The 21,536-nt window shown below is 73.7% G+C and carries 24 protein-coding genes; 10 read left to right on the top strand and 14 right to left on the bottom strand.

Going from position 1 to position 21,536, the window contains the following annotated elements:
• Positions 1 to 129 precede the first annotated feature (129 nt).
• The 4 genes from AB0O67_RS22530 to AB0O67_RS22515 form a co-directional block, all read right to left on the bottom strand.
• Positions 130 to 483 carry a nucleotide pyrophosphohydrolase gene (locus tag AB0O67_RS22530; protein WP_365452685.1) on the bottom strand — a complete coding sequence of 118 codons (354 nt, stop codon included), beginning with the start codon at positions 481 to 483 and terminating at the stop codon, positions 130 to 132.
• A complete protein-coding gene (locus AB0O67_RS22525; protein WP_365452683.1) occupies positions 480 to 1,655 on the bottom strand; it encodes an ATP-binding protein in 1,176 nt (391 codons plus the stop codon). The genes AB0O67_RS22530 and AB0O67_RS22525 overlap by 4 nt, the downstream gene beginning before the upstream one ends.
• 145 nt (positions 1,656 to 1,800) lie before the next feature.
• A complete protein-coding gene (locus AB0O67_RS22520) occupies positions 1,801 to 2,193 on the bottom strand; it encodes a cell division protein SepF (protein ID WP_365452681.1) in 393 nt (130 codons plus the stop codon).
• 128 nt (positions 2,194 to 2,321) lie between these two features.
• Positions 2,322 to 2,834 carry a YceI family protein gene (locus AB0O67_RS22515; protein WP_365452680.1) on the bottom strand — a complete coding sequence of 171 codons (513 nt, stop codon included), beginning with the start codon at positions 2,832 to 2,834 and terminating at the stop codon, positions 2,322 to 2,324.
• A 148-nt stretch (positions 2,835 to 2,982) separates the two neighbouring features.
• On the opposite strand from AB0O67_RS22515, the gene AB0O67_RS22510 reads away from it, so the two are divergent.
• Both AB0O67_RS22510 and AB0O67_RS22505 read left to right on the top strand, forming a co-directional pair.
• On the top strand, positions 2,983 to 3,474 hold the full coding sequence (locus AB0O67_RS22510) for a MarR family transcriptional regulator (protein ID WP_365452678.1): 492 nt from the start codon (positions 2,983 to 2,985) through the stop codon (positions 3,472 to 3,474).
• Positions 3,475 to 3,618: 144 nt separating this feature from the next.
• Complete coding sequence (locus tag AB0O67_RS22505; RefSeq protein ID WP_365452676.1) at positions 3,619 to 4,035, top strand: VOC family protein; 417 nt, start codon at positions 3,619 to 3,621, stop codon at positions 4,033 to 4,035.
• Between the two features lie 229 nt (positions 4,036 to 4,264).
• Here the strand turns inward: AB0O67_RS22505 and AB0O67_RS22500 are convergent, their stop codons facing one another.
• Complete coding sequence (locus tag AB0O67_RS22500) at positions 4,265 to 4,648, bottom strand: EamA family transporter (RefSeq protein ID WP_365452674.1); 384 nt, start codon at positions 4,646 to 4,648, stop codon at positions 4,265 to 4,267.
• 216 nt (positions 4,649 to 4,864) lie between these two features.
• On the opposite strand from AB0O67_RS22500, the gene AB0O67_RS22495 reads away from it, so the two are divergent.
• Positions 4,865 to 5,374: a MarR family transcriptional regulator gene (locus AB0O67_RS22495; RefSeq protein ID WP_365452672.1), complete on the top strand. Its 510-nt coding sequence runs from the start codon at positions 4,865 to 4,867 to the stop codon at positions 5,372 to 5,374.
• A 109-nt stretch (positions 5,375 to 5,483) separates the two neighbouring features.
• Here AB0O67_RS22495 and AB0O67_RS22490 read toward each other — a convergent pair whose 3' ends face one another.
• The 6 genes from AB0O67_RS22490 to AB0O67_RS22465 all read right to left on the bottom strand — a co-directional run bounded on the left by AB0O67_RS22490 (position 5,484) and on the right by AB0O67_RS22465 (position 11,405).
• Positions 5,484 to 7,322: a SpoIIE family protein phosphatase gene (locus AB0O67_RS22490; protein ID WP_365452670.1), complete on the bottom strand. Its 1,839-nt coding sequence runs from the start codon at positions 7,320 to 7,322 to the stop codon at positions 5,484 to 5,486.
• Positions 7,306 to 8,373: a SpoIIE family protein phosphatase gene (locus AB0O67_RS22485; RefSeq protein ID WP_365452668.1), complete on the bottom strand. Its 1,068-nt coding sequence runs from the start codon at positions 8,371 to 8,373 to the stop codon at positions 7,306 to 7,308. The genes AB0O67_RS22490 and AB0O67_RS22485 overlap by 17 nt, the downstream gene beginning before the upstream one ends.
• The gene (locus AB0O67_RS22480) at positions 8,370 to 8,819 is read right to left on the bottom strand and encodes an ATP-binding protein (RefSeq protein WP_365452666.1); all 450 of its coding nucleotides are present in this window, start codon (positions 8,817 to 8,819) and stop codon (positions 8,370 to 8,372) included. Before AB0O67_RS22480 ends, AB0O67_RS22485 begins: the two co-directional genes overlap by 4 nt.
• Positions 8,816 to 9,205, bottom strand: coding sequence for an STAS domain-containing protein (locus tag AB0O67_RS22475; protein ID WP_365452664.1), 390 nt, complete (start codon positions 9,203 to 9,205; stop codon positions 8,816 to 8,818). Before AB0O67_RS22475 ends, AB0O67_RS22480 begins: the two co-directional genes overlap by 4 nt.
• Positions 9,202 to 10,101, bottom strand: coding sequence for an STAS domain-containing protein (locus tag AB0O67_RS22470; protein WP_365452711.1), 900 nt, complete (start codon positions 10,099 to 10,101; stop codon positions 9,202 to 9,204). The genes AB0O67_RS22475 and AB0O67_RS22470 overlap by 4 nt, the downstream gene beginning before the upstream one ends.
• Before the next feature lie 113 nt (positions 10,102 to 10,214).
• Positions 10,215 to 11,405: a PP2C family protein-serine/threonine phosphatase gene (locus AB0O67_RS22465; protein ID WP_365452709.1), complete on the bottom strand. Its 1,191-nt coding sequence runs from the start codon at positions 11,403 to 11,405 to the stop codon at positions 10,215 to 10,217.
• 150 nt (positions 11,406 to 11,555) lie between these two features.
• On the opposite strand from AB0O67_RS22465, the gene AB0O67_RS22460 reads away from it, so the two are divergent.
• Positions 11,556 to 12,047, top strand: a complete 492-nt coding sequence (locus AB0O67_RS22460) for a MarR family transcriptional regulator (protein ID WP_365452662.1) — start codon at positions 11,556 to 11,558, stop codon at positions 12,045 to 12,047.
• Positions 12,048 to 12,339: 292 nt separating this feature from the next.
• Here AB0O67_RS22460 and AB0O67_RS22455 read toward each other — a convergent pair whose 3' ends face one another.
• Positions 12,340 to 13,614, bottom strand: a complete 1,275-nt coding sequence (locus tag AB0O67_RS22455) for an APC family permease (protein ID WP_365452660.1) — start codon at positions 13,612 to 13,614, stop codon at positions 12,340 to 12,342.
• Positions 13,615 to 13,776: 162 nt separating this feature from the next.
• On the opposite strand from AB0O67_RS22455, the gene AB0O67_RS22450 reads away from it, so the two are divergent.
• The 5 genes from AB0O67_RS22450 to AB0O67_RS22430 all read left to right on the top strand — a co-directional run bounded on the left by AB0O67_RS22450 (position 13,777) and on the right by AB0O67_RS22430 (position 19,412).
• On the top strand, positions 13,777 to 13,935 hold the full coding sequence (locus AB0O67_RS22450) for a hypothetical protein (RefSeq protein WP_365452658.1): 159 nt from the start codon (positions 13,777 to 13,779) through the stop codon (positions 13,933 to 13,935).
• Positions 13,936 to 13,986: 51 nt separating this feature from the next.
• Positions 13,987 to 14,286 (top strand): DUF6153 family protein, encoded by a 300-nt coding sequence (locus tag AB0O67_RS22445; RefSeq protein ID WP_365452656.1) that lies wholly within the window; start codon positions 13,987 to 13,989, stop codon positions 14,284 to 14,286.
• Between the two features lie 205 nt (positions 14,287 to 14,491).
• Positions 14,492 to 18,232 carry a CHAT domain-containing protein gene (locus tag AB0O67_RS22440; RefSeq protein ID WP_365452654.1) on the top strand — a complete coding sequence of 1,247 codons (3,741 nt, stop codon included), beginning with the start codon at positions 14,492 to 14,494 and terminating at the stop codon, positions 18,230 to 18,232.
• Between the two features lie 34 nt (positions 18,233 to 18,266).
• A complete protein-coding gene (locus AB0O67_RS22435) occupies positions 18,267 to 18,647 on the top strand; it encodes a CATRA system-associated protein (RefSeq protein ID WP_365452652.1) in 381 nt (126 codons plus the stop codon).
• Between the two features lie 51 nt (positions 18,648 to 18,698).
• Positions 18,699 to 19,412 carry a hypothetical protein gene (locus AB0O67_RS22430; RefSeq protein ID WP_365452650.1) on the top strand — a complete coding sequence of 238 codons (714 nt, stop codon included), beginning with the start codon at positions 18,699 to 18,701 and terminating at the stop codon, positions 19,410 to 19,412.
• A gap of 73 nt (positions 19,413 to 19,485) precedes the next feature.
• Here the strand turns inward: AB0O67_RS22430 and AB0O67_RS22425 are convergent, their stop codons facing one another.
• On the bottom strand, positions 19,486 to 19,872 hold the full coding sequence (locus AB0O67_RS22425) for a hypothetical protein (protein WP_365452648.1): 387 nt from the start codon (positions 19,870 to 19,872) through the stop codon (positions 19,486 to 19,488).
• Between the two features lie 118 nt (positions 19,873 to 19,990).
• A complete protein-coding gene (locus AB0O67_RS22420) occupies positions 19,991 to 20,710 on the bottom strand; it encodes a hypothetical protein (protein ID WP_365452646.1) in 720 nt (239 codons plus the stop codon).
• A 226-nt stretch (positions 20,711 to 20,936) separates the two neighbouring features.
• Here AB0O67_RS22420 and AB0O67_RS22415 point away from each other — a divergent pair.
• Positions 20,937 to 21,536: helix-turn-helix transcriptional regulator (locus tag AB0O67_RS22415; protein ID WP_365452644.1), on the top strand; the 600-nt coding region annotated here is incomplete at its 3' end.

Genomic DNA, 21,536 nt, shown 5'->3' with positions numbered 1-21,536 from the left:
CTGAGACGAAAAGCCAGGGGAAGACCGAAATCTGTGGACAACAATTCGGATTCAGTTCGAAATTCATATACGGAGAGTAAAAGCGGACTAGCCCCCTCCCCTGGGCGGACCGCCGGATTCCGCCACAGCTCACGGACCCTCCGGCGCCGGGAACCTCTCCTCGTTGCGGTCGATCTTCGCCGCGAGCGCGGCCAACGGGTCGATGCCGAGCACCCCGCACAGCTGGAGCAGATACGCCAGCACGTCGGCGACCTCGTCCCTGACGCGATGGGCGGACTCGGCGTCGGTCATGACCTGCGCCGACTCCTCGGGCGTCAACCACTGGAAGATCTCGACAAGTTCCGAGGCCTCGACGCTGAGCGCGGCGACCAGGTTCTTGGGCGTGTGGTACGGCTGCCAGTCGCGCGCGGCGGCGAACGCGGCGAGCCGGCGCTGAAGGGTGGCGAGATCCGGCGGTTCGGGATGCTCCGACTGTGCTGTCACGGCTCCAGGTGTACCACCGTGATCCCGTCCTCCCCCGCCGCCCACGACGCGTCGCTGACCGCACCGACCCAGCGGATGTGCCCGCGCTCCCCCATCCGGGCCGCCAGCCGCAGCAGTTCGGTGCGCTGCGGCACGTCCAGCGCGCGGTCGAAGCCGTCGGCCAGCACCGTGAGTGTCTGGAGCGCGGCGGGCACCTCGCCGGCCGGGTCGACCTCCAGGACGCCGGGCCCGGTGAGCAGCACCAGGGCGAGCGCCAGATACCTCAACTCCCCGTCCCCCAGCCGCCCGAAGCCGGCCCGGTGTCCGTCGCCCCGGTCGAGGCTGCCCAGGATCGTGCCGTCGGCGGCCGCCTCGGCGAGCACGTCCGTGACGTTCCCCGCGCAGCCGGCCCGTACCGCCGCGACGAACAGCCCGTGCCGTCGCGCACACTCCTCACGCGTGCGCGCGAGGACGCCCGCGAGGTTGCCGCAGCCGCCGAGAAGGCGCCCGGCGCCGGCCGGTGCCGGGACGCGCATCCGCTCGGGCAGCGGATCGCAGACGAACACCGACCGCAGCGCCACCACCATCTGCTCCGCGGCGGCGAGCACCTGCCGCTGCCCGTCGGTCTTGCCCGCCACCCGCAACGGCAGCAACGCGGTACCGAGCCGGTCGTCGGGCAGCGGGGCCCGCGTCACCGGCACCGATCCCCCGTTGTGCCACGCGGCCTGCACGGCACGCCGTCCCGGATCGCGCAGCGCGGTCTCCAGCAGCACCATCCGCCCGGACGTCAACCGCTCGCCGACGACACGCAGTTCGGGCTCGGCCTGTACGGCGACGTCGAGCCGCACCGGGCCCTCGGGACCGTCCGCCGTACAGCCGATCCGGAAACCGCGGCGCCGCTGGGCGTCCGGCCGCGCCCGCTCCGGCACACAGGCCGCCGGATCCGGGAACACCTCCCCGAGCGGGGCCCCACCGCCGAGCCGGGCCAGCGCCTCGTAGGCCCGCAGCGCGGTCGTCTTGCCGGAACCGCTCGGCCCGGCGAGCAGCGTGCAGGGCCCGAGCGGGAACCCGGCGCCGCGGTGCCCGGCGAACGCGGACAGCCGCAACTCCGTGATGCACGGCCGCTCCGGACATCCCGGGGCGGTGGGCGGGTGGGTGGTCGTGGGGGGCGGGGTGGTGGGAGGCGCGGCCATGTCCGGACCGTAGGAGACCGCGAGACGGCCGAACCGTTCCGCCTGACGGACCTTCCTACGATCGGGCGACGCCGGCCTGCACCCGGGCACACCTCGCGGACGCCCGGCTCACTTCGCTGGACGCACCCGCGTCCTCCGGGCGCCTCTACATGCCCGGTACACCCGCCGCCCCCTCCATCAACCCCTGGACCTCGGTCCCCGGCGGGGTCAGCAGGAACACGTTGCGGTCCACCCGGTGCATCCCGCTGGCCCGGCCGAAGACGACGCCGGTGCTGAAGTCCAGGACGCGTTTGGCCACGTCCGTCTCGGCGCCGGTGAGGTCGAGGAGGACCGGGATACCGGCCATCAGGGTCTCGGCGACCTCACGGGCGTCCGCGAAGACGTTGACGCGCAGGACCACGAAACGGCGGCGGGCCTCGGTCGGCGCTTCCGGCAGGGCACGGTGGCCCACCGCGGACGGCCAGGCGTCACGGCCCCGCAACGGCACGACCTGGGCGAGCCCTTCCCACTGTTCATCGGTGACGTCGTGGCTGTTCACCGGCTCCCCCCGATCTGCCTCGCACTCATCGCCTGCACCGACCAATTCTTACGCCATGTCACCCGTTCGGCCGAACAGCGACACGGTCGGCGACGGCGAAGCAGCCGTTTCTTCGCGTGTCACCCGCCTCAGTCCGCGCGGGTGAAGCGGAGCGACGCCTCGATCATGGTCAGGCCGCGGATCATCCCCATCTGGTTGCCCGTGACCCCGAACTCGTGGCGATCCACGGTGAATGCCACGTCCAGCGTCACCGTACCCGCGTCGGCGCCCACGACGCGGGCGGTGAGGGTCAGCGGCCGGCTGACGCCGCGCACGGTCAGTTCCCCGGTGACGTGCGCGGCGCCCTCGCCACGCAGCCGGGCCTCGCCGACGACGAAGGTGATCTCCGGGTGCTTGCCGGCGTCCAGGAAGTCGGCGGACTTCAGGTGCTCGTCACGCTTGCCGTTCCTGGTGTCCAGGGAGGTCGCGTCCAGGGTGACGGTGCCGGTGGCCGAGCCGTCCGCCCCGACCTCGCCCCGGCCGCCGACGGCGGCGAGAGCGCCCTTGACGGTGGCCAGCCCCCACAGCGTCCTGTGTCGCAGCGCGACGGTGGAGGCGGTGGTGTCGAGCTGCCAGAGGCCGGTTTCCACGGTGACGGTCATGGTGGTTCTCCTGTCGATCGAGCACTCGGTAAGTACTCCAAATTTGGATGACCACACGCTAACTGAATGTTCAAATCTGAACAACCAACCTGGACAACCACTCCGGCGCACCCTCATCCAAATTTGGACAACAGGTACACTCGACCCCATGACCGCCTCCTCCGAGCCGCCCGCCGACCTGCGCTCCTGCCCGTCCGCGCAGGGCGACGGACTGCTGCCGCCCGAGCTGCGGGCGTGGATGCGACTGCTGGCGGCGACGGGGGCCGTGGAGCAGCGGCTGCGGTCCGTCGTGAAGGAGCGTCTCGATGTCTCCCACGACGAGTTCCTGGTGCTGTGCCTGCTGGCCGAGCAGCCGGAGGGCGGCCTGCGGATGACACGGGTCGCGGAGTTGCTGGGCCGCCCCAAGACCCGGCTCACGTACCAGATCGCCTGCCTCCAGCGCGCCGGGCTCGTCACCCGCCGCTCGGTCTGCGGTGACAAGCGCGGCATCGAGGTCGCCCTCACGGACAAGGCCCGCCGGCTCCTGGAGGAGACGTCCGGCGCCCTGGCCGCGACGGTCACCGAAGCGCTGGCCGCGTTCATGGGCCCGGCCGAACGCGAGGCGGTGTGCGGCCTGCTGCCGGGCCTGGGCGAGGACTGAACGGCGGACGGGCGCCCTCGGGACCGGACGGCGACCAAGGGGGCCGAGGCGCCGGGCGGGGCGCGGCCGTGCACGGCGGGCCGTTGTCAGTGGCCCCGGCTAGGGTGCGGAGCAATGACCGTCCGCTCCCTTCGGGAGGTTCTCATGGCTTCGCGACTCAACCCCTATCTCGTCTTCGAAGGCGACGCCCGCCAGGCGCTGGAGTTCTACAAGGAGGTCTTCGGCGGCACGCTCGCGGTGGCCACCTACGCCGACCTCGGCGGCCAGTCGGGCACCGCCGACGCCGACAAGATCATGCACGGCATGCTGGAGACGCCGAGCGGGTTCACCCTGATGTGCGCGGACACCCCGCCCGGCGAGGAGTACAGCCGCGGCAACGCGTACTCGATCAGCCTGAGCGGTGAGGACGAGGCCGAACTGCGCGGCTACTGGGAGAAGTTGTCGGCCGGCGGCACGGTGACGGTGCCGATCGAGAAGCAGATGTGGGGCGACGTCTTCGGCATGTGCCAGGACCGCTTCGGCACCGCCTGGATGGTCAACATCAGCGGGCAGCAGGGCTGAGCGGGCCGCGGAGGACCGCGCGGGGAACATCGATCGGCGTCGTGCCGGGACTGCACTGCCTGCCCACGACGGCCCGCCCGGGCGGGCTGAACTCGGCCGCTTTGTCCAGCGGGCTCGACAGCAGCCGGGCGAGCCGGGCCGGTACTCCGGCGACCGTGGCGGTGTACGCCTCGGCCGCACCAGAGTCCCCGCCCGGGGTGCGGCGCGGCGTTCGGGGCGCACGGTGGCCTCACCGCAGCGCGATGAGGCCGATCGCCACCACCGCGCAGGCCAGGCCGGTCACCTGACGGTGGTTCAGGCGTTCCTTCAGGAACAGCAGGGCCAGGACGACGGGGACCGCCGGGTACAGGGACGACAGCACCGTGGCCACCGCCATGAGCTGCTCCCTGGTCGACTCCAGGTACAGCACGATCGCCAGCGTGCCGACCGCCCCCGCCGTCGCCGTCGCCGCCCATGACCGGCCCGGCAGGGTCAGGGGGCCGCCGAACGGGACCAGGACGGCGGCGATGACCACGACGGACACCACCCGGCTCAGCACCACCGGCCACAGCCCGCTCCCGGCGCCCACCTGGGCCATGGCCAGGAACTGCACACCGAAGCCCACGCTCGCCATCGCCGGCGCCCCTCACCCGGCCCCGGCTCCGGAACCGGCGCCGGGGCCGGGGCCGGGCCGTGATCGACAAGGGCATGGGTATGTCCCTACCCTCCTTCGCCCGGGCGATGACGATCGGATGCACCGGACCCGGTCCGTATGTCCTCGCCCCCTTCGGGTACAGCGTCTGAGAGGGTGACTTTCACCTGCCCGGAGCTTACTGAAAGTGATGTTTTCGTGACCCACCTCGTCGGCCCCGGCGACGATCAGGCGAAGGAATCGGGTGACGGTCCGCAGGCCGTCGCGCCCGAGATCGCCGATGCCGTGGAGCGCTTGACGAACCTGTGGTCGCTGGCGGCGCAGGGCGCGGTGCTGCGGCTGTCGCTGCATCAGCTACGGGCGTTGCGGGCGTTGGAGGTGGCGCCGGGGCTGAATCTCACCGGGCTCGCCGAGCGGCTGGACATAGGGCTTCCCACGGCCAGTCGGCTGTGCGACCGGCTGGAGGCGGCGGGGCTGCTGGAGCGGACGTTGCATCCGCACAAGCGGCGTGAGGTGCGGCTGAGTCTGACGGCCCACGGCAGGCATGTGCTCGACGACGTGGCCGAGCGGCGGGCGTGGGCACTGGGGGCGGCGCTGGCGGGGATGGAGCCTGACGAGCGGGAGGCACTCGGCCGGGGGCTGCGGGCGTTCCTGGCGACCCGGACGGACCGGGCACCGCTGCCGGGTGACGTGGCGTCCGACGGGTGAGACCGGCGCGTGGCCGTACGCGAACTCCGCCTTCCGGCACCTGTCGTCGAACTCCCCTCGTCCGCGCGGACGGCGTCGCGTGGCGGACGGGTGGCTTCGACGACAGGGCCTAACCCGGCAGTGACCGGCCCGTGGCGTCGGCGTGGACGGCTCCCCGGTCCGCTCTCGGGGACGGCACGGGCGGCACCACCGGGGACGGCGTGCGGGTGGTGTGGCACAGCAGCATGCAGACGTCGTCGTCGCGTTCGGAGTCGTGCAGCATCGGTGTGAGCAGGGACTCGGCTGAGGCGTCCAGGTCGCGCTCCAGCTCCGTCCCGCTGAGCCCGGCCAGCGTCGCGGTGAGCCGGTCGATGCCGGGGTCGATGCCCAGGGCCCGCCGCTCGACCAGGCCGTCGGTGTACAGCGCGAGCGTCGAGCCGCGCGGCAGGTCGACGGAGTGCTCCTGGTACTCGTACGGGATGGGGACGCCCAGCATGATCCCCGGCTTGGCGTCCAAAACCCGTACTCCGCCGCCGGGTTCGCGCACCACGAGGGGCGGATGCCCGGCGGACGCCCAGACGAGGGCCGGGTCGCCGGGCCGGAAGCGGGCGACGACCGCCGTGGCGTACAGGTCGGGCTGCTGGTGGCGGAGCATGTGGTGCAGCCGCGTGAGGATCCGGGCGGGGCCGTCGCCCTCGACGGCGTACGCGCGCAGGGCGGTGCGCAACTGGCCCATCATGACGGCCGCGCGCAGTCCGTGCCCCGTGACGTCTCCTATCACCGCGAGCAGGCTTCCGTCGGGCTGCGGGAAGGCGTCGTACCAGTCGCCGCCGATGTTGAGGCCGCGCGTGGCGGGCAGATAGCGGGCGGCCAGGGTGAGGCCCTCGACCTCGGGGAGGTCGGTGAGCTGGGCGCGTTGCAGGGCCTCGGCGATGTCGCGGTGCTGTTCGTAGCGGCGGGCGTGGTCCAGCGCGGTGCCGATCCGTCGGGCGAGTTCGACCAGCATCACGGAGGTGTCCGGGTCGAAGCGGGAGCCGGGCGCGGTCAGCGTCAGCACACCCAGCATGCGGTGCGCGGTGAGCGGGATGCACAGCAGCGGCCGGTCCGGGGCCAGCACGGAGGCGGGCAGATCGTCCACGCCGGGCAGGCCGCCGGGGTGTCCCGCGGCGTGCTGGGGGCGGCCGGTGCGGGCGGCGGTCACCGCGGCGGCGGGGCGCGTACCGCCCCTCGGCACCTCCTCGTCGTCGAAGAGCCAGATGTCGACGTCGAGGGCGTACTCGGGGACCAGGAGCTCGGGCAGCCGGCGCAGGATGGCGTCGTGGTCGAGCGAGGCGGTCACGACGGCGCTGGCGTTCGCGAGGAACGTCAGCAGCCGGCGCGCGCTCTCTGCCTCGGCGCGCGCGGCCCGTTCGGCGTCCAGCAGTTCCCGCTGGGCGAGGGCGGCGGCGTCCAGTTCGGCGTGCAGGGCCAGCACGCCCTGGTTGGTCTCGTGCAGTTCCTCGCGATGGAAGCGGACCAGGGCTTCCTTCTCGTCCAGCTTCTCCTGGAGGGCGCCCTGCTGGCGGCGGAGTCCGGCCAGCTTGCACTGGAGGTCCTCCAGCTCCTCGCGGACTCCGTCCAGTTGGTCCACCAGCTCGCCCGCGTCCTCGTCGGCCGTGAGCAGCGCGTCGGCGAGGTCCGCGCCGTCGGTGGCCTTCCCTCCGGGGCGTTGGGGGCAGGTCAGGGTGAGCCGGTGCGTGGGCCGGCCGGTGGGGTGCACGTCGACCTGGAGCCGGTCGGCGTGCCGGGTGCTGAGGACGAGTTCCGCGCCGCCCTCGTCGAGGCAGAGCCGCAGCTGGGCGGTGAGGTCGGTCAGGAAGCGTGCGCGGTCCAGGGCCGGGGCGTGCTCGGTGAGCCGGGCCACGGCGCTGCGGGCCCGGGCGGCGTCGGCCGCCGAGCTGATGGTCCAGGTGTCAGGAGCGGCGGTCATGGGCGCGGGTCCGGCTGTCGGGGGCCAGTACGGCCACACTGGTGTCGTCGCGTACGGGGCGGGCGGCGCTGCTGGCATCGCGCAGGATGGCGGCGGCCACCACCGCGGGATCGTGGCGCGCAAGGCCGGGGTCGCCGGGCGGGGTCCAGCGGCTGGGCAGTCCGTCGCTGTGCAGGACGAGCATGCTGTCGGGCCGCCAGGCCAGCTGCCGCTGGGGGACGGTGGTCGGGAAGTGCGAGCCGACGATGCCGGGGTGGGAGACCAGCGCCTGCCAGTCGCCGCCGGTGTACAGACGGGCGCCGATGTTGCCGATGCCGGCGAAGCGGAGCTGGTCGGTGTCCAGGTCCAGCTGGGCTATGGCGACGGCGGCGCCCCGGGTGGGCCGCAGCGCGGTGTTGAGGTGCCGAAGGATCTCCACGGGCGGCAGATGCTCCGAGCGGCGCAGCTCCTCGACGGCGGCGCCGGAGGCCTGGGCGGCCTTGGCACCGTGGCCGAGCCCGTCGGCGAGCATCAGCGTCAGCAGCTTCCGGTTGCGGACCCAGCTCCAGGCGTCGCCGGAGTACTCGGCCTGCGCGAGGGAGATGTTGACACCGCCCACGCGCGGGCCGGACTCGGGCACCGCGTGCCGGGCCGCGGGCGTCCTGTCGATGCGGGCGATCGCCACGGTGCCCCGGCCGCGGACGCTGTGGAGGTCGAAGTCACTGGATATCCGCCGGCACGTGCCGAGGCCCGCGCCGAGGGAGGTGGTGGCGGTGGTGTGGCCGTCGCGCAGCGCGGCCTCGACGTCGGTGATGCCGGGCCCGTGGTCGAGGGAGACGAGCTGCACCGAGGGCACGGGCCGGTCCGCGGCGGGGCGTTCGACGAGGTTGATCACGATACGGCCGCCGTCCGCGTGCTTGACGAGGTTCGTGGCGAGTTCGGTGGCCACGAGGGAGGCCACCGCGATGCGGTGCGTGTCGAGCCCGGCCCGGGCGCCGGCCGCCTCGGCGGCGACCCGGACGTCCCGGACCCGGGTGGAGTCGTGCACGGGGATGTCCCACACCCTGCTCATACGATCCCCGGCCGGGCGGTGGGGAGTACGGAGCTCCAGGCGACGACGGTGACGGTGGTGCCGCGTCCGGGCTCGGTGTCGATGGCCAGTTCGTGGACGAGGCGTTTGGCCCCGCTGAGGCCGAGGCCCAGACCGCCGCCGGTGGTGTAGCCGTCGGTCATGGCACTCTCGACGTCCCGGATGCCGGGACCGGCGTCTACGAACGACAGCCGCAGCCCGCGGTCCTGGCCGTTGTCCAGCGGGGTGATCTCCACATGTCCTCCGCCGCCGTGGACAAGGGTGTTGCGGGCCAGTTCGCTGGCCGCGGTGACCAGTTTGGTCAACTGCACCAGTCCGAAGCCGAGTTCGGACCCGACCTGTCGCACCTGCTGCCGCACCCAGGCCAGATCGGCGTCCGATCCGATCTGCAGGGTGGTCGTGGCGGCCTGGCGGGAGGTCGGCGTCATGTGCGTCCTCCGCTCGCCGAGTGGCCGAGGAGTTCCAGCGCGCGCTCGGTGTCCAGGGCGGTGACCAGACCGGGCAGCGTGAGCCCCAGTTCGACCAGGGTGATCGCCACGGCGGGCCGCATACCGGCCAGCACCGTACGGGCGGCCAGCAGACCGGCGCTGGAGGCGATCTCGGCGAGGACGCGGCCGAGGAAGGAGTCCACCATGTCCACGCCGGAGATGTCGATGACCACCCCGGTCACCCCGCTGCCCGCGATGCGCCGGGTGATGTCCTGCTGGAGCTGCTCGGCCATGCCGTCGTGCAACTCGCCCTGGAGACTGACGAGCAGGACATCCCCCAGTGTCAGTACGGGCACCGGGGCCGCCGGGTCGGCGAGGGCACTCACTGCGGGCTCGCTCCCGCCGCCGCGCGGGCCGAGACCTCGGCGTCCTGCTGGGCGATGGCGTGGGCCAGCGCGTCGGCCAGGGTGGCACGGGTGAGCACGGAGCCGAGGTCGATACCCAGGTGGACGATGGTCTGCGCGATGGCGGGCCGGATGCCGGAGACGATGCACTCGGCGCCCATCAGCCGGGCGGCGGCCACCGTCTTCATCAGGTGCTGGGCGACCAGCGAGTCGACGGTGGGCACACCGGTGATGTCGAGGATGGCGAACCGGGCGCGCTGGGCGACGATCGCGTCCAGCAGGTTCTCCATCACGACCTGGCTGCGCGCGCTGTCCAGCGTGCCGATCAGCGGCACGGCGACGGTCCCCTCCCACAACTTGACCACCGGAGTGGCCACTTCCAGCAGCTGCTGCCGCTGGCGTTCGATCAGCTCCTCGCCCGCGCTGAGCGCCCGCTCCATCACCACCAGCCGCAGCGTGCCCATCAGCACGGTCAGCGCCAGCACGGCGCCGTCCGCCTGCCGATCGGCCGGGTCGGCGAAGCCCTCGCGCAGCAGGGCGACCACCGGTTCGCGCAAGGCGGCCACCTCCTCGGCGATCTGCGCCGGGGTCAGTCCGGTACGGGCCCGGGAGGAGGCCATCCGCCCCAGTTGGTCGCGCACGCCTTCGAAGCCGGGCGCCGCGATGTCCTCCAGCCGGCCGGATCCGGCGACCGCGGACAGGGCGTCGACCACGGCCTTGCCGGCCTCCACCGCCTCGTCGCGCGAGACAGTGAAGACCGTACGGAACAGGGCGGCGTCGGCCCAGCGCTGGGCGATCTGTTCCCGGGAACGGTCGAGGAAGGCGGCTACCTGCCGCGCGGCCGACTCGTCCGCCGCGTCGTGCTCCTGCACCTGCATCGTCTCCTTCTCCACAGGCTCCTGCGGCCTGGCGAGCGGCCCGACTTCAGCCGTTAATTGCCGTATGACAAACATTAGCCCCGGGGGCGCGGCGCGAACAACACGCGATCCCCTTACCCGGGCGGTGCCTTCGTGTGCCCCTGGTCATCTCCGTGCCAGTCCAGACACACCACGAGGGCGTCGTCGTCCGGGGCCGGCCGGCCGCGATGGCCGGTCAGCTCGTGGAGGATGGCGCGCGGCACCTCGGCCGCGGGAAGCAGACGGGTGGCCAGGATCGCCCGCGCGAGCGCGGCGTCCCCGTACACCTCTCCGCCCGGCGAGGCCACGTCGTAGACCCCGTCGCTCACGAAGACGAGACGGTCACCGGGCTCGGCCTGGAACTCCTGCGCCACGTAGTCGGTCTCCTCGAACATGCCCAGCGGAAGCTGGGCCTCGAAGGTGACTCGTTCGACCGTGCCGCCGCGCATCCGCAGCAGCTGCGGGGAGCCGGCGTCCACCGCCCGGGCGCGCCCGGTGGCGAGCTCGAAGTCGAGCATCAGCACCGAGAGATAACTGCGGCCCCGGTAGTGGGCGTAGACCGCCTGGTCGGCGAGCGCGGCCTGGTCGGCGATGGGGATGCCGGCCCGTCGCGCGTTGCGCAGCGCGTTGATCGCGAGGTTCGTCAGCAGGGAGGCCTCTATGCCCTCGCCCATGCCGTTGGTGACGTACAGCGTCAGCCGGTCGGCCGTCGCGGACCAGTCGAAGTTGTCCCCGAAGATGGCGTACGCCGGTTCCAGTTGGGCCCCCAGCTCGTACTCGCGCCGGGCGCAGGAGCGTCCGGGCAGCAGATGCCACTGCATCTCGGCGGCGAGCGTGAGCCGGTCCCTGCGGCGGGCCTGGAGATAGACGTCGGTGTCCCGCTCGGCCACGACCACCTCGTGCCCGAGCACCTCCGCGATCTCCGTCAGCTCGCCCAGGCTCTCCTTCACCTGCTCGTCGTCGGGCAGCGTCACCGACAGCACGCCGAGCCGGTCGCCGCGGACGGTGACCGGCAGATGCGCGCGGACCACGCCGTCCCGCGCGTCCTCCAGGAAGGGCTCCTGGGCCCCGAAGGCCCGGCCCGCGGGGCTGTTGTGGACCGACACCGGCTCCAGTGTGTGCGGCAGCACGGAGACCGGCTGCAGCACGGTCAGGCCGTAGTCGGCCATGTAGAGCTCGACGGACTCCGCCGCGTACTGCTCGACCAGTACGCGGCGGACAGCGTCGAGCAACTCATGGGGTGCCGCCGTGCGCAACGCGCGCTCAGCGGCCACAAATCTGTTCACGATGTTCAACACACCAATCCTTCGCCGAACGCCTACGGGCCTCACGCGGCCGCCGAAGCCGCCCGGACCGCCCGCGTCGGTCGTCCAGGGCATCTCCGGCCGGCTGCCGCGCCTAGTACGCTGACGGGCAATCCCCGTGCCTGCGAGAGTGTGCCTGTGACTGCCTTCCGCCCCCGCCCCGAGCCGAACGAGGTCGCCGCGCGCGTGACCGCCACGGCCGCGGAGTTGCTGGAGGTCCTGTGGGGCCGGGCGTCCACCGCGCCCGCGTCCGCCTCCCAGCTGCGCGTGATGCTCATCCTCGAACACCACGAGGGCATCAACCTGCGCACCCTCGCCGACTCGCTGGCCTCCACACCGCCGTCCACCAGCCGCCTGTGCGACCGGCTGCAGGCGGCCGGGTTCGTCGAGCGGGTGGTGAGCCCGGCCGACCGGCGCGAGGTACGGCTGTATCTCAGCGGCCGGGGACGTGCCTTCCTGTCCGATCTGCGCGCGCGCAGGGAACGGGCGTTGCAGTCGGTACTGGACCAGATGCCCGCCGCCCACCGGGTCGCGCTGGTGCAGGGGCTGGAGGCGTTCTGCGACGCGGCCTCGGCGCGGATACACGACGAGGACGCGGACATCCCCCGCGGCCGGACCGCCTGAACCCGCCGGACCGCCGAAGACTTCCGCGCCCTGTCGCGCCGGCGCCCGCCGCCGGGCACCCTCCGTTCACCGGAACACATTCCTGACCCTTCCCCGTGCCCCGTCACGACACGGTTACTTTCTTGCCTCGCGGCATAGTTGTCAAACGACAACTGTTGGCTGAGCTGCCGTTTCGTATCGGGTACCCCGAGTGGCGACGACCTGCGCAATTGTGGTCAAGGTCTCGAATGAACGCCCCATTTCACGAGGCGGGGCCGCCGGGCCGGGTGACCCGGCGCCGACGGGAGTTTCCTCAGGTGGTGCCCGGCCGGATCGCCCCGCGCACCGCGTACGCCGCCGCTCCCACGGCCAGCACCGCGGCTCCGGAGATCACCGAGGAGAGCGGCAGGGCGAACGCCAGCACGAGACAACCGGCCAGCCCGGCAACGGGGACGGCGGGGTGGGGACGGCCCTCGTCCGGGGCGAGGGTCCAGGCCGACGCGTTGGCGACGGCGTAGTACGCCAGGACGCCGAACGAGGAGAACCCGATCGCGCCGCGTACGTCCGCGGTCGCCGCGACCACCGCGACCACCGCTCCGACGGCGAGTTCGGCGCGGTGCGGCACCTTGAACCTCGGATGGACCGTGGCGAGGGCGTGCGGCAGGTGCCGGTCCCGGGCCATCGCGAGGGTGGTGCGCGAGACCCCGAGGATCAGCGCCAGCAGCGAGCCGAGCGCGGCCACCGCGGCGCCGGCCCGGACCACCGGCGCCAGCCAGCCCGCACCGGCCGCCCGGGCCGCGTCCGACAGCGGGGCGGCCGCCTGCGCGAGGCCGGCCGGGCCGAGGACGGCCAGGGCCGCGACGGCGACCAAGGCGTAGACGGCCAGGGTGATGCCGAGCGCGAGCGGGACGGCACGGGGGATCGTGCGCCCCGGGTCCCGGACCTCCTCCCCGAGGGTGGCGATCCGGGCGTACCCGGCGAAGGCGAAGAACAACAGGCCCGCCGCCTGGAGCACGCCGCCGAAGGTCGCGTCGTCGCCGAGGCCCAGCCGGGCAGCGTCCGCCGCGCCGGAGGTGAGGGCGGCCACCACGACCGCGGCCAGCACCGCCAGCGCCACGGCGACGATCACGCGGGTCAGCCAGGCGGACTTCTGCACGCCCGCGTAGTTCACGGCGGTGAGCGCCACGACCGCCGCGACCGCCACCGCGTGCGCCTGCCCCGGCCAGACGTACGCGCCGACCGTCAGGGCCATCGCCGCGCACGAGGCGGTCTTGCCGACCACGAAGGCCCATCCGGCCAGGTAGCCCCAGAAGTCGCCGAGCCGCTCACGGCCGTAGACGTAGGTGCCGCCCGAGGCGGGGTAGCGGGCGGCGAGGCGGGCCGAGGAGGTGGCGTTGCAGTAGGCGACGACCGCGGCCAGGGCGAGGCCGAGCAGCAGCCCGGAGCCCGCGGCCTGCGCGGCGGGGGCGAGCGCGGCGAAGATCCCGGCGCCGATCATCGAGCCCAGCCCGATCACCACGGCGTCCGGCACGCCCAGCCGGCGGTCCAGCTCGTCCGGCGTCCGGGCGGTGTTCGACGGCTCGCTCAAGGCCACTCCTTCGACGGCGGCCCACTGACCGCCCGACTTCGGCCGACGATACGCGAGGAGGGTTGCGGGTTCGTGAATGGCTTCGGTCAGCCGGGCGCGGATGTCCGGGGGAGGGGGGGGCCGGCGTGCTGGCGTGCTGGCGTGCTGCCTAGGGTGAGCGTCGTGAGCAGTGCCGCGCAGCCCCGCAGTCGTCGCCCCGCCGGGCGCGGTGTGCTGCTGCTGATGCTGGTCGTGCTGGCCGGTTCGCCGGCCATGCACGGACTGGCGCCCGGCAACGCGACCGCCGCCGGCTCGCGCACGCCGGTCACGCACGCCGACTAGTCGGACCGACCCGCGCCGTCCGCCCACACCGACGTGCCGTCGCGCACGGCATTGTCCGGACCCACCGACGCGTCGTCGCGCACCGCGCCGTCGGGGCACGCCGACGCGTCGCCACCCTGGCACACGCCCTGCGCCCACGCGCCCGAACCGGACTGCGCCCACGCCACCGAGGACGGCGTCCCCGGTCACGTCGAGCATGCCGACGCCGACTGCTCGGCCGGTGGCATCGGGACGTCGTACGCCCCGGCCCTGCCCGCCCCCGCGCCGGAGTCGGCCCTGGCCGGGCTGCTCGCCTCGCCCGGCGCGGCGACGGCGGCGACGGAAGGCGGGCGGGCGCCGCCCGACCTGTAGAACTCCACTACTGCGGATCTGGAGGCACCCGCACGGCATCCCCCGCTCCCGGACGTCCGGACAGGCAGGGATGCCGTGCTCGGGCACGTCTCCAGTCACCGACGCGCGCGGCATGCCGGCGTGCGCTCGAAGAAGTTCCCTAGCGGGTTTTCCGGAGATTTCCGGACGGCTCCCGATCCGGGCCGTACGGCGGGAGACTGGCGGCGTGTCAGATCTGCGAACTGCTGTGGACGTCATGCTGGTGCGCTGCGACGCGGCGTGGAACCCGGCCGTCGAGCGGTATGTGGCCGAGGCCGGCGAGGACCCGTCCGGCTGGCTGCGGCCCGCGGCGGGGCTGTTGCGCGCCTCCTGGAGCGAGGGCGGCCGGCCCTGTGCCCTGGCCGCCGCGGCGCTGACCGAGTACGCCCTCGACATCGGCGCGCGGGACCATCCGCAGCGCTCGCGCTGGGTGTTGCACCTGTGGCTGGCGGAGCGGACCCTAGCGCAGCGGTTCGGCGACCACCGGTTGTCGGACGACGTCCATCTCCACCTGGCAGCCCAGACCCAGGACCGGGCGCCCGACGATCCGGTGCGGGTCGCGGCGACCTGGCTGGAGGAGCCGCTGCCTCGGCACTTCGAACCGCCCCGGCCCTCGGAGCGGCACGCGGCGCGGCTGGCCGCCGAGCTGCCCGCGGACGACCTGGTCCGCCCCAGCCTGCTGGCACGGCTCGCGCAGGCCGCGGCGTTCCGGCACGAGTCGGGCGACGAGGCGTCCCTGGTCGACGCCGAGCGCTGGGCGTACGCCGCGTTCGAGGCGGTGGGCCCGGACCACGTGGAGGCGGACGTGGTGTGCCGTACCGCCGTCCACGCCTCGCTGACCCGGTACCGCTCGCGGCCGCTCGACGACGAGGTCGTCGAACGCGCGTTACGGGCCGGCCGGATGTCCTTGCGGGCGGTCGAGCACGCCCGCACACACGGCACCCACGAGCAGGGCGGCGACCGTGCCGCGGCACACCTGTTCTTCTCGCTCGCACTCACCGCGTCCCTGTTCCGCACCATGGACGAGGAGACGGTCGAGGAGGCCATCGGGCAGCTGGAGGAGTTCCGGGTCCACGCCCCGCCGGACGACATGGGTGTCTACGCCGCCAACATGGCCTCGCTGCTCACGGTCCGGGCCTTCCTCACCTGGTCCCGCGCGGACGTACAGCGCTCCGACGAACTCTGGGCCGCGCTCCAGCGGGACCTGCCCCCGCTCCACCCCCTGCTCCCGCACATCGAGCAGAAGCGCGCGGCCTGCGCCGAACTGGCGCGGATGATGCGCGTGATGCCGTTCAACGGGGCCGCACTGGTGCGCATGGCACGCCCGTTGATGGAACCGCTGCTGCGCGGGGTCCAGGTGCCGCCGGTGCGGATGTACGCGCCGCCGGAGCGTCCCGGCCGTCGCTCGCCGGGCCCCGGACCGGCGGACTTCGCCGCGCACCTGGGCGGTCCTCCTCCCACCACGCCGGGCCACTTCACCCCGCCCACCGCCCCGCCCGTCGCCGAGTGGCCGCCCGGTCCCCCGGTGGACGCCGGGCCCGAGGTGCCGGCCACCGTCGAGGACATCGCCGAACTGCCTCCGCAGGCCGCGGCCGTCAGGCGCGCGCTGCACGGGGCGGGCGCCACCGACCCGCGCCGGCTGGCACTCGCCGAGGTGGAGCTGCGGGAGCTGCTCGCCGGACCGCTGACCGACGGCCGTCGCGCCTGGGTCGCCTCGGTGCTGGTGCACGTGATCGCCGCCCGGTACCCCTTCGACTCCGATCCCGAGGTTCTCGCGGCGGCCGTACGCTGCGGCGACGAACAACTCGCCAAGGTGCCGCCCACCTGTGCCCGCTATCTCGAACTGCTGGTGGCGGTGGAGATGCACCGTCAGGCCTACGGCTTCCTGCACCACGACGTGGCGACGGTCGGCCGGGCCTGCGACGCGCTGCGCTGGGCGGCCGGCCGGGTCCCGGAGGGCTCCACCAGCTGGCTGGGTTGTGCCATTCCCTACGCCCAGGCGCTGGCGTCCGTCTCCGCGATGCGCCGCGACCCGGAGGGCACGCAGGAGGCGCTGCGGATCACGGAGGTGGCGGGCCGGGCACTGGAGGACCTGCCGCGGGCACCGGAGTGGGGGCCCGAACTAGCCGCCCTGCGCGAGCAGTTGCGCCCCGCGCTGGCCCAGGTCCGGGAACTGGTACGGGTCGCCGACGACGACGTGGTCGGCGACCCGTACGGCGGGGAACGACCCTCGGTGTGGGACCCGGAGGCCGAGCGGACACTGCCGCCCCTGGCACGGTTCGAGAACGCGCGCACCGCGCTGAACAGCGCGCTGGAGCGCCGCGACTGGGCCCGTGCGACGGACGCGGCCGGGGTCGCGCTGGAGATGCTGCCGCAGATCGCCTCGCAGGCGCTGCACCGGGACGACCGACAGGCCGTCCTGCGCTCCGCGCTGCTCGGCCGCCGCTACCCCGCGCCGGCCGGCGCCCGCCGCGCCGCCGACCTCCCCGACCAGCCGGCCGGTACGAGCCTGGCGCGCACCGCCTGTGCGGTGGCGCTCGCCGCGGGCCGCACGGAGCGGGCGGCGGCGCTGCTGGAGCAGGGCCGGGCGGTGCTGATGGGCCAGGACATCCAGGCGCGTACCGACGTCTCCGACCTGGCCGCGGCCCACCCAGAGGCGGCCCGCGCGTTCACCGAACTCGGACAGCGGCTGCGGGAGTCGGAGACCCGGGCCGCGTCCGGGCCGGACGACGCCGGGCGGATCGGCGCGCAGCACGCGGCGACGGAGGAGTGGCGGCAACTGCTCGAACAGATCCGCAAGCTCCACGGGTTCGCGGACTTCCTCCTGCCGCCGGCCGCCGCGGACATGCGGGCCGAGGCCGCCGAGGGGCCGATCGTCCTGGTCAACGTGGACCGGCTGCGCTCGGACGCGCTGGTCGTCACCGCCGAGGAGATCAGGACGGTACGACTCGACATCACCGAGGGACTCGTCGCACAGCACGCCCGCCGGTTCCTCACCGCCGTCGCCGTGGGCCTCGACGCCCCGCGCGGCCGGCGGGCGGAGGCCGCCGAGACCGTGTTCGGCGTGCTGGAGTGGCTCTGGGACGCGATCGCGGAGCCGGTGCTGGAATCGGCCGGTCTCACCGAGCCGATCCCCGACGGCACACCCCGCGACGTGGTGCCCCGGCTGTGGTGGTCGGCTTCGGGGCCACTGGCCCATCTGCCGTTGCACGCCGCCGGCTACCAGCGCAAGGAGGCGCTCGCCGGCCGGCGGTCGGTGCTGGACCGGGTGGCCTCGTCGTACACGCCGAGCATCAGGGCGCTGCGCCACGCCCGGCAGGTCCCGGCGGTGGGCGGCGGCGCCGGGCCCCACCTGGCGGTGCGCCGGCCGACCGGCGTGGACGGCGGGGAGGGGGCGTCCCTGGACGAGGTGGCCGCCATGGCCCGCACCCTGACCGGGCTGCGCCGTCTGGAGGGCGGGGAGGCGACGGTCGAACGGGTGCTGGCCGCGCTGTCCTCGGCGGCCACCGTGCACTTCGCCTGTCACGGCGTCAGCGACCCCGAGGACCCGTCACGAAGCCGGCTGGAGCTGGCCGACGGGCCGCTCGGTGTGCTGGACGTGTCGCGCCGGCACCTGCCGCGCGCCCAGCTCGCCGTACTGCTGGCGTGTCACACCGCGCGCACCGAACGCCTCCCGGACGAGGCCATCCATCTGACGTCGGCGTTCCAGACCGCCGGCTACCCCCAGGTGGTCGGAGCCCTGTGGGAGGCGCCCGACCTGGTGTCGGTCCGGCTGACGGAACGTCTGTACCGCTCGCTGCGCGCCTACGGCGGCGGCCTCGACGTCACCGACACCGCCCGGGCCGTGCACGGGATCGTCCGCGAACTGCGGGCGGGCTACGCGAAGGCACCGGCCGTGTGGGCGCCCTACGTCCACACGGGGCGCTGAGGCCCGGCCGGTGGCGGAGGAAAGGAAGAACAGCATGAGCACAGGGGCCCGGACGGCCTTGATCGACCCTGAGGCGGCGGGCGCGGCGCTGCGGGCGCTGCGCGCGGTCCAGGAGTGGCGGCTGCCGCCCGAGGCCTGGGAGGAGGTCGGCGAGCTGCTCGCCGAACTGGCGACCGCGGTCGACGCGGGCGACACCGGCACGGTCGACGAGCTGACGAGGGAGCTGGAGATCTCCGGCGGCCGGCGCGTCACGCGCATCGGCGCCGGCCCGGACGGGACGGCGCCGCAGGACGACGGGAAGGTACCGGCGCCGGAACCCGTGCGGGAGCGCGTCGTGGCGCTGATCCACTCCGTCGACCCGGAGCCGCGGCCCGGCGGCGCGGAACCCGCCCGGCCGGGCACGAACCGGGGCTGAACGCCACGCGCGGAGCACAGCCGACGGAACGGCGGGGCGGTGAGGGGGACGATGGTCTCGGTACTCGGCAACATCGCGGTCGGTCTGCTGACCAGTCTGCTCGGCGTCGGCCTGGGCGCGGCCTGGGAGCGATGGCGCCGCACCCGGGCCCTGAACCGCATGGCCGGGTTCTTCGGCGTCCGGCCGGGCGAGCCGTGCGTCATCGTCTCCGGCAGCCGGCACGGCATGCCCGGCGCGGTCCAGCAGCGGGACCTGCGGGCCGTGGTCGACCTGGCCGTGCTGCTCAGCGGGCTGGGCTGCGCGGTGACGGTGGAGTCCGGCGACCTGCGGGGCGGCAACGGCGACCGGACGGAGTTCTGTGTCGGTGGGCCGGTCGGGGGCGCCAATCCCCGCACCGGCGGTCATCTGGCCGCGCATCTGCCAGGGGTGACGATCCATCCGTACGGCGACCGGCCCGACTCCGTGGCGATCACGGTCGGGGACGAGCACTACTACTTCGACCGGGGGAACCAGGAGTACGCCGTGGTCGCCAAGTTCACGCCCCCGGAGTCGAGCCGGCCCGTGGTGCTCGTGTGCGGGCAGAGTTCGGTGGCGAACCAGGCCGCGGTGCACTTCCTGCGCCGTGAACACGCGGCGGTGGCCCGGACGGTGGCCTCCCTCGACCGGTACTGCCTGCTGGTCAAGGTCTCCGACATCGGCGTGTACACCTTCCACCGCTCGGTGCTCGAACGGGACATCTCGGCGGACGCCTTCGCGCCCGCCTGAGCGCGCCGGCCGTTGGGCACCCGGAGCGATCCGGGCGCCCACCGTCCGGGCGTATCCCCCCTTTCGGCCGGTCTCAGATCCCCGTGTGCTCCAGGGACGGGTCGACGTCCGACAGGTCGTCGACGAACCGGCGGATCTTCCGGTTCGCCTTGAGGCCGAAGGACGCCAGGTTGCGGCCGACGCCGAGGGCGATCTCGCGGTGCCCGCCCCGGTCCCACATGTACATGTGGACGGCGGACTTCTGGATCTCCGCCCCCCGGCCGCCGAGCAGCGCCATCACGGCGAAGTCCGGCTTGTCCTGGTGCAACTGCTCGAAGACCGACGCTCTGGGCTCCTCGAAGGTCGTTCCGGCGCCGGTGATGTGCTCACTCCACCAGCTCACCCGCATCGCCCTGCGAAAGACGTCGGCGGCTTCCGCCATCGACGCCTGGGTCGTTATCTCCACCGGCGGCTTGGCCATGGTTACCTGCTCTCCTCGTACTCGTACGGTTCACCTGTGCTGTGGCTCTGTGTGCTCTGTGTGCTCCGGCTGTTCCGGAGGCCTGCTCGCCGAAGCGGTACGGCGGGCGCTCCCGGCGTCAGAGTCGGGCCGGCGGCAGCGGTACGAACGGCAGCAGTTCGTCGGCGACCCAGTGGACCGGCGTCTGGAAGGCCTCGCCGATGCGTGTGTAGAGGCCGTGCAGGGTCTCGGCGGCCGACCAGTCGAACTGGCTGCGGGTCGGGTCGCCCTCGCCGGCCGGCGCGTCGACGACGGCCACGAACCCACCGCCCGGCGCGGCGCGCACGTACAGGACGTTGGACTCCGGCGCCGCGGTCATCCGTGCGATCCGGCGCGTCTCACCCGGCGCGAGAGGGGTGACCCGGGCCTCCTCGGGCGTCGGCACCGGCCGTCCGACCAGCCAGGGCTCGTCGCGGTACCGCTGCCAGAACCGCCAGTCGTCCGCGGAGAGCCGGCTGTCGGGCACGCCGTTCGCCCGGAAGAACTCCAGCGCGCCCATCCGTACGGCGTCGTAGGCGGAGCTGGTGAAGTCGGAGCCGAGCAGGTTCCACACCGTGCGGGCCGCCCCGAACAGCGCGAACCCCCCGGCCGGCAGCACGGCGTCGGCGAGCGCGCGGGCGAACCCGTGCGGATCGGCCTGCGCGAACTCCAGGAAGGGCTGCTGGAGTTCGGCCCACACGTCGGAGGCGTCGATGTCGCTGCCGGCGGGGTCGAACTCGAAGCGGCCGAACTTCTCCATCCTCGGCACCGTGTCGGCCGGCAGCCGCGCCGAGCGGGGCATCCTGGGCAACTGGGGCATCTTCTCTCCCGGCACAAGAGCAGGAACCGGCCGATGCGGATGCGTTCCGGCCGGGCGGATCCTGTGTAACAACGCCGGGCCGGGCGCCTCAACGATTCCCCGAGGAGCCGGACGATCTCCGGAAAACCGGGACGACCGGTGGGCAAACGCGCGAGACGGGACGAGCCGTCCGCCCGTGTGGAAGACTCGATGGCAACGCCGTGGGAACAGAGCGGAGTTGCGAACCATGGGACGTCCGCAGAGGGAGATCGTCCGGGACGGGTCACCGGTGCGGGAGTTCGCGTACTGGCTGCGCGACCTGCGCAGCACCGCGGACCTGACCCTCGAACAGCTGGCGGCCCGCACCAAGTACGGCAGGACCACCGTCAGCGACGCGCTGGCCGGCCGGCAGCACCCCACCCGCGCGGTCGCCCTGGCCGTCGTCGGTGCCTGCGGGGGTGACGTCCGCCAGTGGGCCGAGTACTGGGCGCAGGTGCGCCGGGCGCTCGACCCCGACTCCCCGGACGGCACGGCCGGCATCACGCCACCCCCGTGGGACACCCCGGCGGACCGGGCGCACGGCATGCACGCCGAGCAGTGCCCGGCCGGCTGCACCCGCACCGATCCGCACGGCTGGTACACCGAGTCCGTGCAGACCCGGCTGCGGCTGGACACCACGACGCCCGAGGCGGTCGAACGCCGCGTCGTCGTCGCCACCTGCGACGAGCTGGCCCACATCCCGGTCGCGGTCAGCGTGCCCCGGCGCCCCGGCGACACCACGCCCGGACACGGGCTGGAGATGTCCGTCGTACGCGGGGGGCGGCTGGAGCCGGGCGACCGCCGCTAC

Origin of the sequence: Streptomyces sp. NPDC086077 (genome assembly GCF_040686175.1) — a bacterium.
Lineage (GTDB): Bacteria > Actinomycetota > Actinomycetes > Streptomycetales > Streptomycetaceae > Streptomyces.
Note: the sequence above shows the minus strand (reverse complement) of the source record. Positions and strands in the feature narration are given on the sequence as shown.

Bases quoted from the DNA above. Each gene is read 5' to 3' on its own strand.
- AB0O67_RS22470 (WP_365452711.1), bottom strand. From the start codon at position 10,101: ATGCAGGTGCAGGAGCACGACGCGGCGGACGAGTCGGCCGCGCGGCAG.
- AB0O67_RS22490 (WP_365452670.1), bottom strand. From the start codon at position 7,322: ATGACCGCCGCTCCTGACACCTGGACCATCAGCTCGGCGGCCGACGCC.
- AB0O67_RS22420 (WP_365452646.1), bottom strand. From the start codon at position 20,710: ATGCCCCAGTTGCCCAGGATGCCCCGCTCGGCGCGGCTGCCGGCCGAC.
- AB0O67_RS22435 (WP_365452652.1), top strand. From the start codon at position 18,267: ATGAGCACAGGGGCCCGGACGGCCTTGATCGACCCTGAGGCGGCGGGC.
- AB0O67_RS22525 (WP_365452683.1), bottom strand. From the start codon at position 1,655: ATGGCCGCGCCTCCCACCACCCCGCCCCCCACGACCACCCACCCGCCC.
- AB0O67_RS22430 (WP_365452650.1), top strand. From the start codon at position 18,699: ATGGTCTCGGTACTCGGCAACATCGCGGTCGGTCTGCTGACCAGTCTG.
- AB0O67_RS22480 (WP_365452666.1), bottom strand. From the start codon at position 8,819: ATGACGCCGACCTCCCGCCAGGCCGCCACGACCACCCTGCAGATCGGA.
- AB0O67_RS22505 (WP_365452676.1), top strand. From the start codon at position 3,619: ATGGCTTCGCGACTCAACCCCTATCTCGTCTTCGAAGGCGACGCCCGC.
- AB0O67_RS22510 (WP_365452678.1), top strand. From the start codon at position 2,983: ATGACCGCCTCCTCCGAGCCGCCCGCCGACCTGCGCTCCTGCCCGTCC.
- AB0O67_RS22485 (WP_365452668.1), bottom strand. From the start codon at position 8,373: ATGAGCAGGGTGTGGGACATCCCCGTGCACGACTCCACCCGGGTCCGG.
- AB0O67_RS22515 (WP_365452680.1), bottom strand. From the start codon at position 2,834: ATGACCGTCACCGTGGAAACCGGCCTCTGGCAGCTCGACACCACCGCC.
- AB0O67_RS22500 (WP_365452674.1), bottom strand. From the start codon at position 4,648: ATGGCGAGCGTGGGCTTCGGTGTGCAGTTCCTGGCCATGGCCCAGGTG.
- AB0O67_RS22425 (WP_365452648.1), bottom strand. From the start codon at position 19,872: ATGGCCAAGCCGCCGGTGGAGATAACGACCCAGGCGTCGATGGCGGAA.